The sequence below is a fragment of the Sulfitobacter sp. R18_1 genome (assembly GCF_017743915.1).
GTDB classification, from domain to species: domain Bacteria; phylum Pseudomonadota; class Alphaproteobacteria; order Rhodobacterales; family Rhodobacteraceae; genus Sulfitobacter; species Sulfitobacter faviae.
The window spans coordinates 74,058-88,678 of the sequence record NZ_JAGHRG010000012.1 but is presented as its reverse complement, the minus strand read 5'-3'; the positions used below and the strand labels follow the sequence as shown (position 1 = coordinate 88,678).

The following is a 14,621-nucleotide window of genomic DNA, read 5'->3' as shown; positions in this document are numbered from 1 at the left end:
CCTGTTATTCTTGGTTTTGGCGGGGGCGGAGCGTGGTCCGGTCCCGCATGGCGTCTTGGTAAAGCGCAAAGCGCGCGGCGGCCCCGGGGGCGCGTTCGGGCGCATCGGCAAGGCCGAGGTCCGGCGTGGCGGCGGCGATCTCTTCGAAGTAATGGCAGGCGGCGATATGGCCGTCGCCTGCATCGGTTTCGCGCAAGGCAGGCGGCTCACTCGCGCAGCGCTCTTTGGCATAGGGGCAACGGGTGTGGAAACGGCAGCCCGAAGGCGGATTGGCCGGGCTTGGCATCTCGCCCTCAAGCGCGGTTTGCGGCGTGCGTGCACCATGGGCGGCCACCGGAATGGCCGATAAGAGCGCGCGGGTATAAGGGTGGCGCGGGTGGTTATAGACCGTGTCGACATCGCCCTGTTCGACGATTTGCCCCAGATACATCACCGCCACGCGGTCGCTCATATGGCGGATCACTGCGAGGTCGTGGGCAATGATGACCAATGTGAGCCCCAACTCATCGCGTAGATCGCCAAGCAGGTTGATCACCTGCGCCTGCACCGAAACGTCGAGGGCCGAGACCGGCTCATCCCCGATCACCAGTTTCGGGGCCGAGGCCAGCGCCCGCGCGATCCCGATCCGCTGACGCTGACCGCCCGAGAATTCATGCGGGTAGCGTTCGGCATGTTCGGGGCGCAGCCCGACCTTGGCCAGCAGTTCGGCCACTTTGCCGCGCCGCTCGGTGGCTGACATCTGGGGGAAATGGGTCTCAAGCGGCTCACCGACCAGCTTGCCGACGCTCATACGCGGATTGAGCGATGAGAAAGGGTCTTGAAAGATGAACTGCATGTCCCGGCGCAGGGCGGTCAGATCACGCCCCGAAAGGCTGCGCACATCCGCGCCGTCGAACTGCACATCGCCCTCGGTCGGCGTCAGCAAGCGCATCAGGAGCCGCGCGAGGGTGGATTTGCCGCAACCGGATTCGCCGACGATGGCAAAAGTCTCGCCCCGGCTCACGTCAAAGGAAACGTCATCGACCGCCTTGACCGTGGCCCCTTTGGCCAATCCGCCGCCCGAGGTTTTGAAATGTTTCTTCAGCCCGCGCGCTGTCAGGATCGTGTCACTCATACGCTCTGCTCCAGATGTGTCTCCAGCGGGGCGAAATGGCAGGCCACGGCATGGCCCCCCTCCAGCGGCGCAAGCGGCGGCTCCTGCGCGCAGATGGGCTGAGCGAAGGGGCAGCGCGTGGCAAAACGGCAGCCTTGGGGCATGTTCTGCGTCGTGGGCACCATGCCCGGCACGGTCGCCAAGCGTCCGCGCGGACCGCTGAGCTGCGGGATCGAGGACATGAGGCCGATCGTGTAGGGATGCTGCGGGTCGTTAAAGATGCGTTCCGCAGGGCCAGTTTCGACGATCGTGCCTGCGTACATGACGGCGACGGTATCCGCGATTTCGGCCACTACGCCAAGGTCATGGGTGATCATGATCGTGCCCATATCGGTCTCGGCCTGAAGGTCGCGGATCAATTCGAGGATCTGCGCCTGAATGGTCACGTCGAGGGCGGTCGTCGGCTCATCCGCGATCAAGAGCGCGGGGTCGTTGACCAAGGCCATGGCGATCATCACCCGCTGGCGCATGCCGCCGGAGAGTTGATGCGGGTAGTCGCGCATCCGCTTCTCTGCCGCCGGAATGCCGACCCGCTTGAGGATCGCCAGCGCCTTGTCCTCAGCCTCGGACTTGCTGGCGTCGCTATGGGCGAGCACGGCTTCGGTGATCTGGTCGCCAATGCGGAAGGCGGGGTTGAGCGAGGTCATTGGCTCTTGAAAAATCATCGTCATCCGACTGCCGCGCAGCTTGCGCATGGCAGTGTGGTCGGCGAGGTCGAGCTTCTGACCTTCGAAAACCATCTCGCCCGAGCGGATGGTCGCCGCACCGGCCGGCAGCAGCCCCATCATCGCCAGCGAGGTCACGCTTTTCCCGCAACCGCTTTCCCCGACGACGCAGAGCGTCTTGCCTGGGTGGACGGTGAAATTCACATGGTTGATCTGGTCGCTCGGCGCGCCGCGAAAGCGCAGGCTGAAGTCGCGCACTTCGAGCAAAACCTTGTCGGGACCGGTGTCGGGGCTGGGCAATGGACCGCTTTCTTGAACCAATATCAGATTGGTCGAGTATGCGGTTGCAACTTTCTTGCTGTCAATCCGGCGATTGCAGTTTTTGAAAAAGCCATTTGGGGTCAGTATTCTAGCGGGAATAGTGCCTGATATATCGGCGGTGATGCCTGATTTTTGGGCGATTTGTTGCGGCGGTTGGGTGCGCGGTTGGCGCGGGGTGGCGCTTGGGGAGAGTGCGGAAGGTATTTGAGAAAGGATGAAATGAGGGGGGTGGCGCGCTCTGGGGGTGATAGCGCTATTGTAGGGCGGGGGATTTGTTGCTTTATCGAGGGGGAGCCATGAACATCGAAAGGGCGGCATCCCCGCATGACCAGCAAACCTAAAACGGCGGAACGCAAGCGCGGGTCCGGGGCGCAATTTGTCTATTCCATCCTGCGCGATGAGATACTCGATCTGACCCTCTTGCCCGGCAGTCCAATCGACGAGATTCGACTTTCCGAGCGGCTGTCGATGTCGCGCACGCCGATCCGCGAGGCTTTGGTGCGGTTGGCAAGCGAGGGGTTGGTGACCACGCTGCCCAACCGTTCGACGGTCGTGTCGAATATCGACTTCATGAACCTGCACACCTTCTTTGACGCGATGACATTGATGTACCGTGTCACCACGCGTCTTGCGGCGCAGTTTCATACGCCGGCGGATATGGCCAATATTCGCGCGCGGCAGGTGGAGTTCGCCAAGGCCGTGTCGGCGCAGGACGCGCTGTCGATGATCGCCACGAACCGGGAGTTCCATGCCGAGATCGCCCGGGCGGGGCGCAACCCTTATTACGAATCGCTTTGCCTGCGGCTGTTGGATGAGGGGCGCCGTTTGCTGCGGATGTATTACCAGTCTTTCGACGATCAGCTTCCCAGTGAGTATGTGCAGGAACATGAGGACTTGATCGCGGCGATTGAGGCGCGGGATATTGGTCGTGCGGATTCTTTGGCCGCGACCCATGCGGATCAGATCGTGCGGCAGATTCAGGCGCTGATTTCGCGGGATCGGCGGCAGCATATCGACCTGTAACTGTAGGTAAATGCGCCTTTATTGGGCCGCCATAGTGGCTGTGCAGATTTTATGTCGACAAATAAAATACAATAGTTAAGATGCAGCCAAGCCCGGCGGTATCGCGGCCGGTTTCTATGATGGAGAGATATATGACCCCTTCGATTTTTTCCGGCTGCATCCCGGCCCTGATGACCCCCTGCACCGAAGACCGGAAACCTGACTTCGACGCTTTGGTGCGTATGGGCAAAAAGCTGATCGCCGATGGGATGAGCGCGGTGGTTTACTGTGGGTCCATGGGTGATTGGCCGCTGCTGACCGATGCAGAGCGGATGGAAGGGGTCGAACGTCTGGTCGAAGCGGGCGTGCCGGTGGTTGTGGGCACGGGGGCCGTGAATACGAAGTTGGCCGCCGAACATGCGGCCCATGCGCAGAAGGTCGGCGCCAAGGGGCTGATGTTGATCCCCCGTATCCTGTCGCGCGGCACATCGGTCGCCGCGCAGAAGGATCACTTCAAAAAGGTTCTCTCGGCGGCGCCTGAGCTTCCCGCCGTGATCTACAACAGCCCCTATTACGGTTTCGCCACCCGGGCCGATCTCTTCTTTGCGCTGCGGGCCGAGCATTCCAACCTTGTCGGCTTCAAGGAGTTCGGCGGCGCGGATGATCTGCGCTATGCGGCCGAGAATATCACCAGCCGGGATGATGAGGTCACGCTGATGATCGGTGTGGATACCACCGTCTTCCACGGTTTTGTCAATTGCGGCGCAACTGGCGCGATCACCGGGATCGGCAATGTGCTGCCGCGCGAAGTGTTGCATCTGGTTGCCCTCAGCCAAGCTGCGGCAGCGGGCGATGCCGAAGCGCGCCAGCGGGCGCAGGAGCTTGATGCGGCCCTTGGTGTTTTGTCCTCCTTCGACGAGGGGCCGGACCTCGTGCTTTATTATAAGCATCTGATGGTGCTCGAAGGCCATGCGGAATATGCCTTGCATTTTAATGAGACCGACGCGCTGACCGACAGCCAGCGCGGCTATGCCGAGGCGCAGTATAAGCTTTTCCGCACATGGTATGCCGATTGGAGCCAGCAGGGCGGGGCGGTCGCCAAATACGCCGCTTAATCTCCTTAGCCACCACTCCCCGGCTGGGCAGGCCCGTCGCATTTGCGGCGGGCCTTTTGCGTTCGTGGCAGGCCATTCGAAGAAGATAATTGCAAACGCATATAAATGTGACTAGCATCTTTGCAGGGACAACGCATCGGGAGTGGGTGCGCCATTTGAGGGAGATTAATTGAAATGAGTGCTACGGATTTAATGCGCGATTTCGGCGCGATGCTGGCTTCGGGCGGGGTTGAGGTCGTGGATTGCTCGGGCGTTTTGGGGCCGGATACGCCGATCCTGCAACTGCCTGCCGATTTCGCCAAGCCGACGCCGAAGGTCGAGATTCACAAGATCAGCGAATATGACGAGGACGGCCCCTTCTTTGCTTGGAACTGGATGGTGCTGGGTGAACATTCGGGCACGCATTTCGACGCGCCGCACCATTGGATCACTGGCAAGGATTACGACGACGGGTTCACTGATACGCTCGACGTGCAGCGTCTGGTCGCCCCGGTCAATGTGATCGACTGCTCTCAGCAGGCGCAGAAAGACCCGGATTTCTTGCTCGATGCAAAGAGCATCAAGGAATGGGAAGCCGAGTATGGCGAGATCGGCGAAGGCGAATGGGTTGTCATGCGCACCGATTGGGACGCGCGCGTCGATGACGAGGCGCGGTTTCTTAACGCTGATGAGGCCGGGCCGCACAGCCCCGGACCGACCCCGGATGCGATCCAGTACCTGATGGAGAAGAAGATCGTCGGCTGGGGCACCCAGTGCATCGGCACCGATGCGGGGCAAGCGGGCGGGATGGAGCCGCCCTATCCGGCGCATAACCTGCTGCATAAGAACAACTGTTTTGGTCTGGCGTCACTGGCCAACCTCGACAAACTGCCACCCAAGGGGGCGATCCTGATCGCCGCGCCGTTGAAGATCAAGAACGGCACCGGCAGCCCCATTCGGGCGCTGGCACTGGTGCCGAAGGGCTGATCGGTGACAGATACACCACCTTCCAAGGCCGAGAACGCGCCGCTGGATCGGATGGGGCTTGATAATTTCGCGCCCTATCTGATGAACCGGATCATGGGGCGGTACAATGCCGCCCTGTCGGCGGAGATGGCGGCACTCGGCCTGACCACGCCGCAGATGCGCTCGCTCGCGGTGCTGTCGGTGACCGACGGCATCCTGATCCGCGAGTTGGCGGTTTACGCGGTGGTGCAGCAATCGACGCTGAGCCGCGCGCTTGACGCGCTGGTGCGCGACGGGCTGGTCCGGCGCGAGACCGATACCAACGACAGCCGTGCCACGCGGGTCTACCTGACCGATCAGGGGCGCGAGGCCTATGCGCGTCTCTGGCCGCATATGGCGCAGGCCTATGAGGCGATGTTCAAGGGCATCGGCCCCGAGGAGAAGGCAGCCTTCGTGGCCACCTTGCAGACCATGCTGCGGAACATTCGAAAACACGATTTCTGAGAGGGACCGATGGCCGAACGTTCGTTCAAGGCAGAGGTGGAACATCTGCGCAAGGGAGACGGCGACGTCTTCACCGGCGAGGGCATCCTTGCGATCACCAAGGCGCTTTTGGAGAACGGCGTGGGCTATGTCGGCGGCTATCAGGGCGCGCCGATCAGCCACCTGATGGACGTGCTGGCCGACGCCGAGGAACTGATGGGCGAGCTGGGCGTACGGTTTGAGGCCAACGCTTCCGAGGCCGCGGCGGCGGCGATGCTGGCGGCGTCCGTTCACTATCCGATCCGGGGGGCGGTGACCTTCAAGGGGCCGGTGGGGGTCAACGTGGCCTCGGACGCGCTGGCGAACCTCAGCTCCTCGGGGGTCACCGGCGGCGCGCTGGTGATCGTGGGCGAGGACTACGGCGAAGGCTCCTCGATCATGCAGGAGCGCAGCCACGGCTTTGCCATGAAATCTCAGTTCTGGATGCTGGACCCGCGTCCGAACCTGCCCTCGATCACCAAGGCGGTGAAGGACGGGTTCGAGCTGTCCGAGGCCAGCAACACGCCGGTCATGCTGATGGTGCGCATCCGGTCCTGCCACGTCACGGGGAGTTTCGAGACCCGCGACAACCAGCGCCCGCCGCTCACCGTGGCCGAGGCTGCGGCGAACCCGCAGTCGGATTTCAACCGCGTGGTGCTGCCGCCGATGTCCTACCTGCACGAGAAGGACAAGATCGAGAACCGCTGGCCGGCGGCCGAGAAATTCATCCGCGACAACAAGCTCAACGAATTTTTCGGCCCCGAGAAGGCGCCTCTGGGCATCGTGGTGCAGGGCGGCATGTATAATTCTGTCATCCGGGCATTGCAGCGGCTGGGGCTCGCCGACATCCACGGCCAGACCGAGGTGCCGCTTTACGTGCTCAACGTCACCTATCCGCTCTTGCGCGATGAGTTCGACGACTTCTGCGCGGGCAAGGAGCATGTGCTGGTGGTCGAGGAAGGGCAGCCCGACCACATCGAGCAACAACTTGGCTCCTACCTCTACAAGCTCGACCGCCGGGTGAAGCTGCACGGCAAGGACGTGCTGCCGATGGCCGGGGAATACACCGGGCAGGTGCTGCTGGATGGTCTGACGGCCTTCCTCAAGATCGCCGCGCCGGAGATGCTGCCCGGTGCGGTGCGCGCGCCTAACGCCGAGGCGCCCGCGATCCCGGATCTCACACAGACCGTGCCGATCCGCCCGCCGGGCTTCTGCACCGGCTGCCCCGAACGCCCGATCTTCGCCGCGATGAAACTGACCGAGCAGGAGTTGGGCAAGCACCAGATCACCGGCGACATCGGCTGCCATCTCTTCGGCTGCCTGCCGCCCTTCGAGATCGGCGGCTCGACCATGGGCTATGGCCTCGGCCCCGCCTCCAACGCGGCATTTGATGGCGGCGGCGACAAGCGGGTGATCTCGATCTTGGGCGACGGGGGTTTCTGGCACAATGGTCTGTCGACCTCGATCGGCAACATGGTGTTCAACAAGTCCGACAGCGTCGCGGTGATCGTCGACAACTACTATTCCGCCGCCACCGGCGGGCAGGACGTGATGTCCTCGCGCGCGCATAACGACACGAAAAGCACGAACAACCCGATTTCCAAGGCGCTGAAAGGCGTCGGCGTGGAATGGGTGCGCCAGATCGACCGGACCTATGACGTGGGCAAGCTGCGCGAGGTGCTGCGCGAGGCGCTGACCACCGATTACAAGGGGCCGAAGGTGATCGTGGCCTCCTCGGAATGCATGCTCAACAAGCAGCGCCGCGAGAAGCCGAAACGCAATCAGGCGATTAGGGACGGCCGCCGCATGGAGGTGCCGCGCTTTGGCGTCGATGCGGATGTCTGCACCGGCGATCACGCCTGTATCCGCCTCTCGGGCTGTCCGTCGCTGTCGCTGAAACGGCTCGACGATCCGCTGCGCGACGACCCGGTGGCGCATATCGACCAGACCTGCGTCGGCTGCGGCAACTGCGGCGAAGTGGCGGATACCGCCGTGCTCTGCCCGTCCTTCTATCAGGCCGACGTGGTGCACAACCCGACGAAGTTCGAGCGTTGGCGGGCCGAGAAGACCGGCCAAATCATTCGCTGGTTGCAAGACCGACGCGATGCGAAACGACTGCGCAACGAAGGAGTGGCCACATGAACATGGTGCTGCCGCAAAAGACCCCCGACGCGCGGGTCGAGAAGATCATCAAGCTTGCCGTCATGGCCGTGGGCGGGCAGGGGGGCGGCGTGCTCACCGGCTGGATCGAGGCGATGGCCCGGGCGGAGGGCTACGTCTGTCAGGCGACCTCGGTCGCCGGCGTGGCGCAGCGTACCGGGGCCACCATCTACTACGTCGAAATGGCCCCCAAGAGCGCGCTGGACCCCGTCTTCGCGCTGGCCCCGGCGGCGGGCGACGTGGACGTGCTGATCGCCGCCGAGATGATGGAAGTGGGCCGCGCCGTGATGCGCGGTTTCGTGACGCCGGACCGCACGACGCTGATCGGCTCGACCCACCGCGCGCTCGCGGTGAGCGAGAAGATGGCACCCGGCGACGGCATCGCGGATGCCGATGAGGTCCGCGCGGCGGCCGAGATCGCGGCGCATAAGCTGGTGCTTGAAGATATGGAAGGGCTGGCCGTCGGCGCGGGTTCGGTCATCTCGGCCTCGCTCTTTGGCGCGCTTGCAGGCTCCGGCGCGCTGCCGTTTCCACGTGAGGCCTATGAGAATGCGATCCGTGCCGGCGGCAAGGGGGTCGAACCCTCGCTGCGCGCCTTCGCTGTGGGCTTTGACGCGGCACAGGGCAAGCTGCCCGAGACACCGCAGGCGCCCGAGGAAGAGATCAAACCGTTCAGCCTTGTCGGGCCGGAGAAGTTGCAGGCCGAATGGGCCGCGCTGGTGGACCGGGCCGACCGCCTGCCCGAACCTGTGCGGGACCTCGCGCTTGCCGGGCTCGCCAAGGTGGTGAACTTTCAGGACTGCGCCTATGGCGCGCTGTATCTCGACCGGCTCGATACCGTTTTGGCCCGCGATGATGCCGCACACGACTGGGCGCTTTCGGCGGCGGCGGCGAAATACATCGCCAATGCCATGGCCTATGACGACATCATTCGCGTGGCGGACCTCAAGACCCGCGCCCCGCGTCTGTCGCACATCCGCCAAGAGATGCGCGCGGGCGACGAGAACCTGCTGCAACTGACCGAGTATTTCCACCCCCGCGCGGAAGAGATCGCCGGGCTCATGCCCGCGCGGCTCGGCGCCAAGGTGGAGGCGAGCGAGAGGTGGATGTCCCGACTGAACCGCTGGTTCGACAAGGGCCGCCGGTTGCGCACCGACCGGCTGCCTGCCTTCCTGATGCTGCATTTCCTCGGCGGCCTGAAGGGCTACCGGCTGCGCACCCATCGCCATGCGCTGGAGGTCGCGCATCTGGAGGACTGGCTGCGCCGCTGCCTTGCGGAGGTGGAGACTGACTACGCCCTCGCCGTGGAACTGGTGAAATGCCGCCGCCTGATCAAGGGCTATTCCGACACCCACGCGCGGGGCCTGGGCAAGTTCGACCGCGTGATGGGCGCCGCCGATCTGCTGCGCGGGCGTGACGACGCGGCGGACTGGATCGCACGGCTGCGCGAGGCGGCGCTGCAGGATGTGGATGGCAAGGCGCTTGACGGGGCCATCGCCACGGTGCGGTCCTTCGTCTGAGGTGCCCGTTTTCTGAGCGGGCGCGGGGCGGATCACGCACAGAGCGGCCCCCGGCGCCTGCATCGCAGTTGACCACGGGTTCGCGTCGCGCCTAGCTGGGCGCAGTCACAGGGGACCGCTGCCATGGAACTTTCGCATCTCATCGCCTTCAACATCGCGCTCATCGCGTCAATCCTCAGCCGCGGCCCGGCCTTTCTGATCGCGTTGAAAACGACGCTGAGTTCGGGGCGGCAGGCGGGCGTTGCCGTGGGGGCTGGCCTCGGCCTTGTGGCGTCGTTCTGGACCCTTGCCGCGCTCTTGGGGTTGGAGGCCGTCTTCCTCGCCTTCCCATGGGCCTATGCCATCGTGAAAACCGTGGGTGCGGCCTACCTGCTCTATGTGGCTTACGGCATGTGGCGCGGGGCGCGGGCACCGGTGACAAGCACGGTGACACCCGCCCGCCATGCGTTTCGGCAGGGGCTGATGATCAACATCCTGAACCCCAAATCGGTGCTTTTCGCCGCCGCGGTGCTGGTCGTCATCTTCCCCGAGGGGATGCGGCTGAGCGAGAACCTCTTGATCGTCGCCAATCACCTGATCATCGAACTGGCCTTCTACACCGCATTGGCCTTCGGCATGAGCCGCCCTGCCGTCAGCCAAGGCTACCTGCGCGCGAAGGTCTATTTCGACCGCATTGCCTCGGCTGTGCTGGGGCTTTTGGGGCTGCGGCTGCTGCTTGCGCGTTAAAGCTCGGCCTCCCACCGGCGCGACAGGCGCATGGCACCGTTGATGATGCCGACCATTGAGTAGGTCTGGGGGAAGTTGCCCCAGCCCTCACCAGTGGCAAAGGCAGTGTCTTCGGACATCAGGCCAAGGTGGTTGCGGGCCTCCAGCAACTCTTCGAACAGTTTGCGCGCTTCCTCTTCGCGGCCAATCCGTGCCAGTGCGTCGATCCGCCAGAAGGCGCAGACGTTGAAGCCCACCTCCGGCACGCCGAAATCGTCGGCCTCTTCGTAGCGCAGCATGAAAGGGCCGCGGCCCAGCACTTCGGATAGACGTTCGACCGTCGCGATGAATCGCGGGTCTTTCGGCGGCAGAAAGCCGACCTCGCCCATCAGCAAAACGCTCGCGTCGAGGGTGCTGCCGCCAAAGCTTTCGACAAAGGCGCCGCGTTCCTCGGACCATGCGTTGTCGAGGATCTTGTCGCGGATCACCTCGGCCCGCTCGGCCCAGCGGGTGGCGCGGTCGTCCAATTCCAGATGCCGCGCAATCTTGGCCAGACGGTCGCAGGCGGCCCAACACATCAACGACGACGAGGTGTGAATCCGCGCGCGGCTGCGCAATTCCCAGATGCCCGCGTCGGGCTGGTCGTGCAGCTCCCATGCCTGTTCGCCGAGCGGCTCCAACTGCTCATAGGCGGTGCGCCCGGTGTTCGTCGGCAGGCGGTGGTCGAAGAACGCCGGGGCGGCACCGAGGATGATATTGCCATAGGTGTCATGCTGGAAATGCTCATGCGCCTGATTGCCGATCCGCACCGGCCCCATGCCACGGAACCCCTGTAAGCTAGGCGAGATGCGCTCGGTCAGCGCCGTCTCAAGCCCCAGCCCCAGCACCGGTTGGATATGCCCGCCCTCGGCATCGGCCACGGCGTTCATCAGCCATTGAAAATAATGCTCCAACGTGCGGGTGGCGGCGAGACTGTTGAGGGCGCGCACGGTGAAGAAGGCATCGCGCACCCAGCAATAGCGGTAATCCCAGTTGCGCCCCGAATCCGGCGCCTCAGGCAGGGAGGTGGTGATCGCGGCGATCACCCCGCCCGTGGCCTCATAGCTGCAAAGTTTCAATGTGATCGCGGCGCGGATGACGGCCTCCTGCCACTCGAAAGGGATCGCCAAACGCTGCGTCCAGCGCTGCCAATAGCGGGTCGTCTTGGTGCGGAAGGTGGTGCCGATCTGCTCAGGGCTGTCCGACAGGGTCTCATCGGGGCCGAGGATGAAGGTCATCTCACCTTCGAGGTTGATCATCCGCCCGTCGAGCACATGATCAATCGGCGCGTCGGTGGTCAGGCGCATGTTCTGCTCAGGCCCGACGAAGCGCACATGATTGGAGCCACGGGTGAGGGTTGGGGCCACTTCCCCCCATTGAAAGCGCGGCTTCATGCGCATCCGCACACGGGGGGAACCTTCGATACGCCGCACCTGCCGCACCAGCATCTGCGGGCGAAAGCTGCGGCCATAGGCGGTGAAACGGGGGCAGAAGTCGACAATCTCGACCGCGCCTTTCGGGCTGCGCAACACGGTGCGCAGGATCGCGGTATTGGGCAGGTAGCTCTGCTCGCTCTCGGTCATGTCTTCGAGTTCGACGGCAAATTCCCCGTCGCCCTCTTCGCCCGCGCCATGGCCCATCAGGCTGTGAAAGACCGGATCGCCGTCGAAACGCGGCAGGCAGAACCAGTTGATCGCCCCTTCGCGGCTGACCAGCGCCGCAACCGCGCAATTCCCGATGACACCCAGATCCATAAGTCCCTCTTTTCTATTCTTGATACGACTGCCGGGCGGGCCGGATCAGCGCAAAATCTCTTCCAGCCAATCGGCAAAACCGGCCACGTCTTCGATGCGATGTTGGGCTTCGGTCGGCCCTTGGCCGATCTTGATGCCAAAGCCACCCATGGCCTGCGCCGCGCGAAAGCCGTCTTCATCCGTCACGTCATCGCCGACCATCACGGGCAGGCGGTCTGCAAAGGCGGGGGAGGCCATGAACCGCGCCACCGCGCCGCCCTTGTCGACACCTTTCAAGGCGACCTCGCTGACCATCTTGCCATGCAAACCGCGCAGGCTGGAGTCTTCGCCGACCAGCGTATCGACGAAGCCGCGACAGGCGTCTTCTTGCTCCGGGGCCTTGCGGTAATGCAGCGCGATCGCGCCGGGCTTGCGCTCGGATGTTACCCCATGCAGCACGGCGAATTCCTCGACCCGGTCGATGACCGGGGTGGGGATTCCCGCGCTCTGCCCCGGCGCGTGATCCTCCGCGGTGCTAAGCCGCAGCTCCATCCCATGCGACCCCGAGACCGGCAGGCGCAGCGCGCCCAAGATACGGTCCACATCCGCCATGGCCCGGCCAGAGATCACCGCCACCGCCCCATCGGTCTTTGCGACGAGACGGGTCAAAAGATGGCGCGTCGCCTCCGGCAGACAGGCGTCTTCGGGGTTGTCGACAATGGGGGCGAGCGTGCCGTCGAGATCAAGGAAGAACGCATGGCGCTCGACCGGGATCACGGGCGGCAGATTGCGGGGCGACAGGGTGGTGCTATCCATAGGGGCCGGTCTATCCGTTTCGTTGCACGGGCGTTCCCCCAGAAACCTATGCGCCAGCGCAGCGAAATCAACGGATTTATGCTGCAACTGCGCAGAGATGCGCGATGTGCGCCGCGGGAACCCAGCCGATGCGCCCGCGTTGATCAAAACGGGGGCAGGCCCCAGACGCCACCCCGCCTATCGCAATCGGAACCCCAGATGACCGCACCGTCGACGCTCAGGTACTACCCCGACAGCAAACCCGGCATCGCTCGGCGGCGCTGCGGGCGGGGGTTTTCCTATCACGCGCCCGATGGCCGCTGTATCAAGGACAAGGCCGAGCGGGCGCGGCTGGTGAAACTGGCGGTGCCCCCGGCCTATGAGCGGGTTTGGATCAGCCCCTATGACAACGGTCACCTTCAGGCGACGGGGTTCGATGCACGGGGGCGCAAGCAATACCGTTACCATCCGCTCTGGTCCGAGGCGCAGGCGCAGGAGAAATACGCAAGCCTGCCCGAGTTTGCCGAGACCCTGCCGCGCATCCGCCGCCGCGTGCGCCGTGATCTCAAGGAGGAGTTGGGCGAACGTGATTTCGCGCTGGCCGCTGCCGTGGCGATGATCGACCGGCTGTCGCTGCGCGTCGGCAATCAGGTCTATGCTGAAACCAACCGCACCTATGGCACGCTGACCCTGAAACGGCGGCATCTGGTCCTGCGCGATGGGAAGTTGCAGGCGTCTTTCATGGCAAAGGGCGGCAAACGGGTTCGCCGCCAGATCGCCAACCGCACCCTGATGCGCGCGCTTGAGAAAATTCGCGATCTGCCCGGCGCGGACCTGCTGACATGGCTCGACGAAGAGGGGCAGCCGCGCAGTCTGACCTCAACCGCGCTGAACGACTACATTGCCGAGGCCGCTGGCACCGAAGGCTTCTCGGCCAAGACCTTTCGCACTTGGGCCGGGTCCGTCGCCGCCTTCGACGTGGCGCTGAAGGAGGATAAGCCCAGCATCAAAGCCATGGCCGAAGCCGCCGCTGAACGGTTGCACAACACGCCCACCATCGCGCGCAACAGCTATATCCACCCGCAGGTGATCGAACTTTCCCAGACCCCGCAAGACTTGCCGGACCCGCCCGATATCGACGATATGACCCAAGCCGAACGGGGGCTGCTGGCCTTTCTGCGCGCGAAGACGTGAACTTGAATCGACAATTCGGGCGAACTTTCACGGCGCTCACGCATTGTTAACATGAGTAGCGCTATCGCCCGACGTTAGAAGGACCAGAATTTCATGAGCGATACAGGTCGGCCAACCCTCAGCGGCGTCCTAGATGAGATGGAGCATCTTTCCGGCGGCGCGGATCGGCAAATTACTGTGGAAGAGATCATCGATTGTCTGGGAAAACATTCCTTTGCCTCGACTATTCTTGCCTTCAGCCTGATCTCAACCTCGCCCGCCAGCGGCATTCCGGGGATCACGGCTTTCATCGGTTTGGTGGTGCTGTTTCTGGTGGTGCAGATGATCTTTGGCCGCGACAGCCTCTGGCTGCCCGGTTTCGTCATGCGCCGCGACATCGCGGCGAAGAAACTCCGCGAGGGGGTGCGATGGCTGCGCCGCCCGGTGGATTTCGTGGACCGCTATCTGCATGAGCGCTCGACCTTCATCCTGCACCGCCCGTGGATTTACCTGCCCCTGTTCATGGTGATGGCCCTGTCGATGTTCATGCCCTTCATGGAAGTCGTGCCCACCTCCGGCTCCATCGCGTCGGCGATGATCGCCATCTTCGCGGCGGGCTATCTGATGCGCGACGGGCGGGTGGTCATCCTGTCGATGGTCCTCATGTCGCTGCTACCTGTGGGGGTCGCGTGGTTCTTTCTTGGGCGCTGAGAAAATAATTCCCGCCTATGGCCATGCTGCACCTGCAAAAGATTTGACCAAAGGCGCTCAAG

General features: G+C 63.6%; 13 protein-coding genes. 9 read left to right on the top strand and 4 right to left on the bottom strand.

The features are described from left to right. Positions 1-4 precede the first annotated feature (4 nt). Both J7392_RS20495 and J7392_RS20490 read right to left on the bottom strand, forming a co-directional pair. A complete protein-coding gene (locus J7392_RS20495; protein ID WP_209219182.1) occupies positions 5-1,114 on the bottom strand; it encodes a dipeptide ABC transporter ATP-binding protein in 1,110 nt (369 codons plus the stop codon). Beyond that, positions 1,111-2,118: an ABC transporter ATP-binding protein gene (locus tag J7392_RS20490; protein ID WP_209219181.1), complete on the bottom strand. Its 1,008-nt coding sequence runs from the start codon at positions 2,116-2,118 to the stop codon at positions 1,111-1,113. Before J7392_RS20490 ends, J7392_RS20495 begins: the two co-directional genes overlap by 4 nt. A 345-nt stretch (positions 2,119-2,463) precedes the next feature. Between J7392_RS20490 and J7392_RS20485 the strand changes: the two genes are divergently transcribed. The 7 genes from J7392_RS20485 to J7392_RS20455 all read left to right on the top strand — a co-directional run bounded on the left by J7392_RS20485 (position 2,464) and on the right by J7392_RS20455 (position 10,129). Then, positions 2,464-3,162 (top strand): GntR family transcriptional regulator, encoded by a 699-nt coding sequence (locus J7392_RS20485; protein WP_209219180.1) that lies wholly within the window; start codon positions 2,464-2,466, stop codon positions 3,160-3,162. Between the two features lie 131 nt (positions 3,163-3,293). After that, positions 3,294-4,256 carry a dihydrodipicolinate synthase family protein gene (locus J7392_RS20480; RefSeq protein ID WP_209219179.1) on the top strand — a complete coding sequence of 321 codons (963 nt, stop codon included), beginning with the start codon at positions 3,294-3,296 and terminating at the stop codon, positions 4,254-4,256. A gap of 174 nt (positions 4,257-4,430) precedes the next feature. Beyond that, on the top strand, positions 4,431-5,222 hold the full coding sequence (locus tag J7392_RS20475) for a cyclase family protein (RefSeq protein WP_209219178.1): 792 nt from the start codon (positions 4,431-4,433) through the stop codon (positions 5,220-5,222). Positions 5,223-5,225: 3 nt separating this feature from the next. After that, positions 5,226-5,705 (top strand): MarR family transcriptional regulator, encoded by a 480-nt coding sequence (locus J7392_RS20470; protein ID WP_348540718.1) that lies wholly within the window; start codon positions 5,226-5,228, stop codon positions 5,703-5,705. Positions 5,706-5,714: 9 nt separating this feature from the next. Then, complete coding sequence (locus J7392_RS20465) at positions 5,715-7,865, top strand: indolepyruvate ferredoxin oxidoreductase subunit alpha (RefSeq protein ID WP_209219177.1); 2,151 nt, start codon at positions 5,715-5,717, stop codon at positions 7,863-7,865. Further along, positions 7,862-9,403, top strand: a complete 1,542-nt coding sequence (locus tag J7392_RS20460; RefSeq protein ID WP_209219176.1) for an indolepyruvate oxidoreductase subunit beta family protein — start codon at positions 7,862-7,864, stop codon at positions 9,401-9,403. Before J7392_RS20465 ends, J7392_RS20460 begins: the two co-directional genes overlap by 4 nt. Before the next feature lie 123 nt (positions 9,404-9,526). After that, a complete protein-coding gene (locus tag J7392_RS20455; protein ID WP_209219175.1) occupies positions 9,527-10,129 on the top strand; it encodes a LysE family transporter in 603 nt (200 codons plus the stop codon). On the opposite strand, the gene J7392_RS20450 is transcribed toward J7392_RS20455, so the two are convergent. Together J7392_RS20450 and otsB are read right to left on the bottom strand one after the other, a co-directional pair. After that, positions 10,126-11,901, bottom strand: coding sequence for a glycoside hydrolase family 15 protein (locus J7392_RS20450; protein ID WP_209219174.1), 1,776 nt, complete (start codon positions 11,899-11,901; stop codon positions 10,126-10,128). The genes J7392_RS20455 and J7392_RS20450 overlap by 4 nt on opposite strands. A gap of 45 nt (positions 11,902-11,946) precedes the next feature. Beyond that, positions 11,947-12,696: a trehalose-phosphatase gene (otsB, locus tag J7392_RS20445; RefSeq protein WP_209219173.1), complete on the bottom strand. Its 750-nt coding sequence runs from the start codon at positions 12,694-12,696 to the stop codon at positions 11,947-11,949. 198 nt (positions 12,697-12,894) lie between these two features. Between otsB and J7392_RS20440 the strand changes: the two genes are divergently transcribed. Continuing rightward, complete coding sequence (locus J7392_RS20440; RefSeq protein ID WP_209219172.1) at positions 12,895-13,869, top strand: DNA topoisomerase IB; 975 nt, start codon at positions 12,895-12,897, stop codon at positions 13,867-13,869. A gap of 93 nt (positions 13,870-13,962) precedes the next feature. Further along, the gene (locus tag J7392_RS20435) at positions 13,963-14,559 is read left to right on the top strand and encodes an exopolysaccharide biosynthesis protein (RefSeq protein ID WP_209219171.1); all 597 of its coding nucleotides are present in this window, start codon (positions 13,963-13,965) and stop codon (positions 14,557-14,559) included. The last annotated feature ends 62 nt before the right edge of the window (positions 14,560-14,621 follow it).

Coding starts and splice junctions, on each gene's coding strand:
- J7392_RS20495 (WP_209219182.1), bottom strand. CDS start 1,114: ATGAGTGACACGATCCTGACAGCGCGCGGGCTGAAGAAACATTTCAAA.
- J7392_RS20485 (WP_209219180.1), top strand. CDS start 2,464: ATGACCAGCAAACCTAAAACGGCGGAACGCAAGCGCGGGTCCGGGGCG.
- J7392_RS20480 (WP_209219179.1), top strand. CDS start 3,294: ATGACCCCTTCGATTTTTTCCGGCTGCATCCCGGCCCTGATGACCCCC.
- J7392_RS20475 (WP_209219178.1), top strand. CDS start 4,431: ATGAGTGCTACGGATTTAATGCGCGATTTCGGCGCGATGCTGGCTTCG.
- J7392_RS20465 (WP_209219177.1), top strand. CDS start 5,715: ATGGCCGAACGTTCGTTCAAGGCAGAGGTGGAACATCTGCGCAAGGGA.
- J7392_RS20460 (WP_209219176.1), top strand. CDS start 7,862: ATGAACATGGTGCTGCCGCAAAAGACCCCCGACGCGCGGGTCGAGAAG.
- J7392_RS20455 (WP_209219175.1), top strand. CDS start 9,527: ATGGAACTTTCGCATCTCATCGCCTTCAACATCGCGCTCATCGCGTCA.
- J7392_RS20450 (WP_209219174.1), bottom strand. CDS start 11,901: ATGGATCTGGGTGTCATCGGGAATTGCGCGGTTGCGGCGCTGGTCAGC.
- otsB (WP_209219173.1), bottom strand. CDS start 12,696: ATGGATAGCACCACCCTGTCGCCCCGCAATCTGCCGCCCGTGATCCCG.
- J7392_RS20440 (WP_209219172.1), top strand. CDS start 12,895: ATGACCGCACCGTCGACGCTCAGGTACTACCCCGACAGCAAACCCGGC.
- J7392_RS20435 (WP_209219171.1), top strand. CDS start 13,963: ATGAGCGATACAGGTCGGCCAACCCTCAGCGGCGTCCTAGATGAGATG.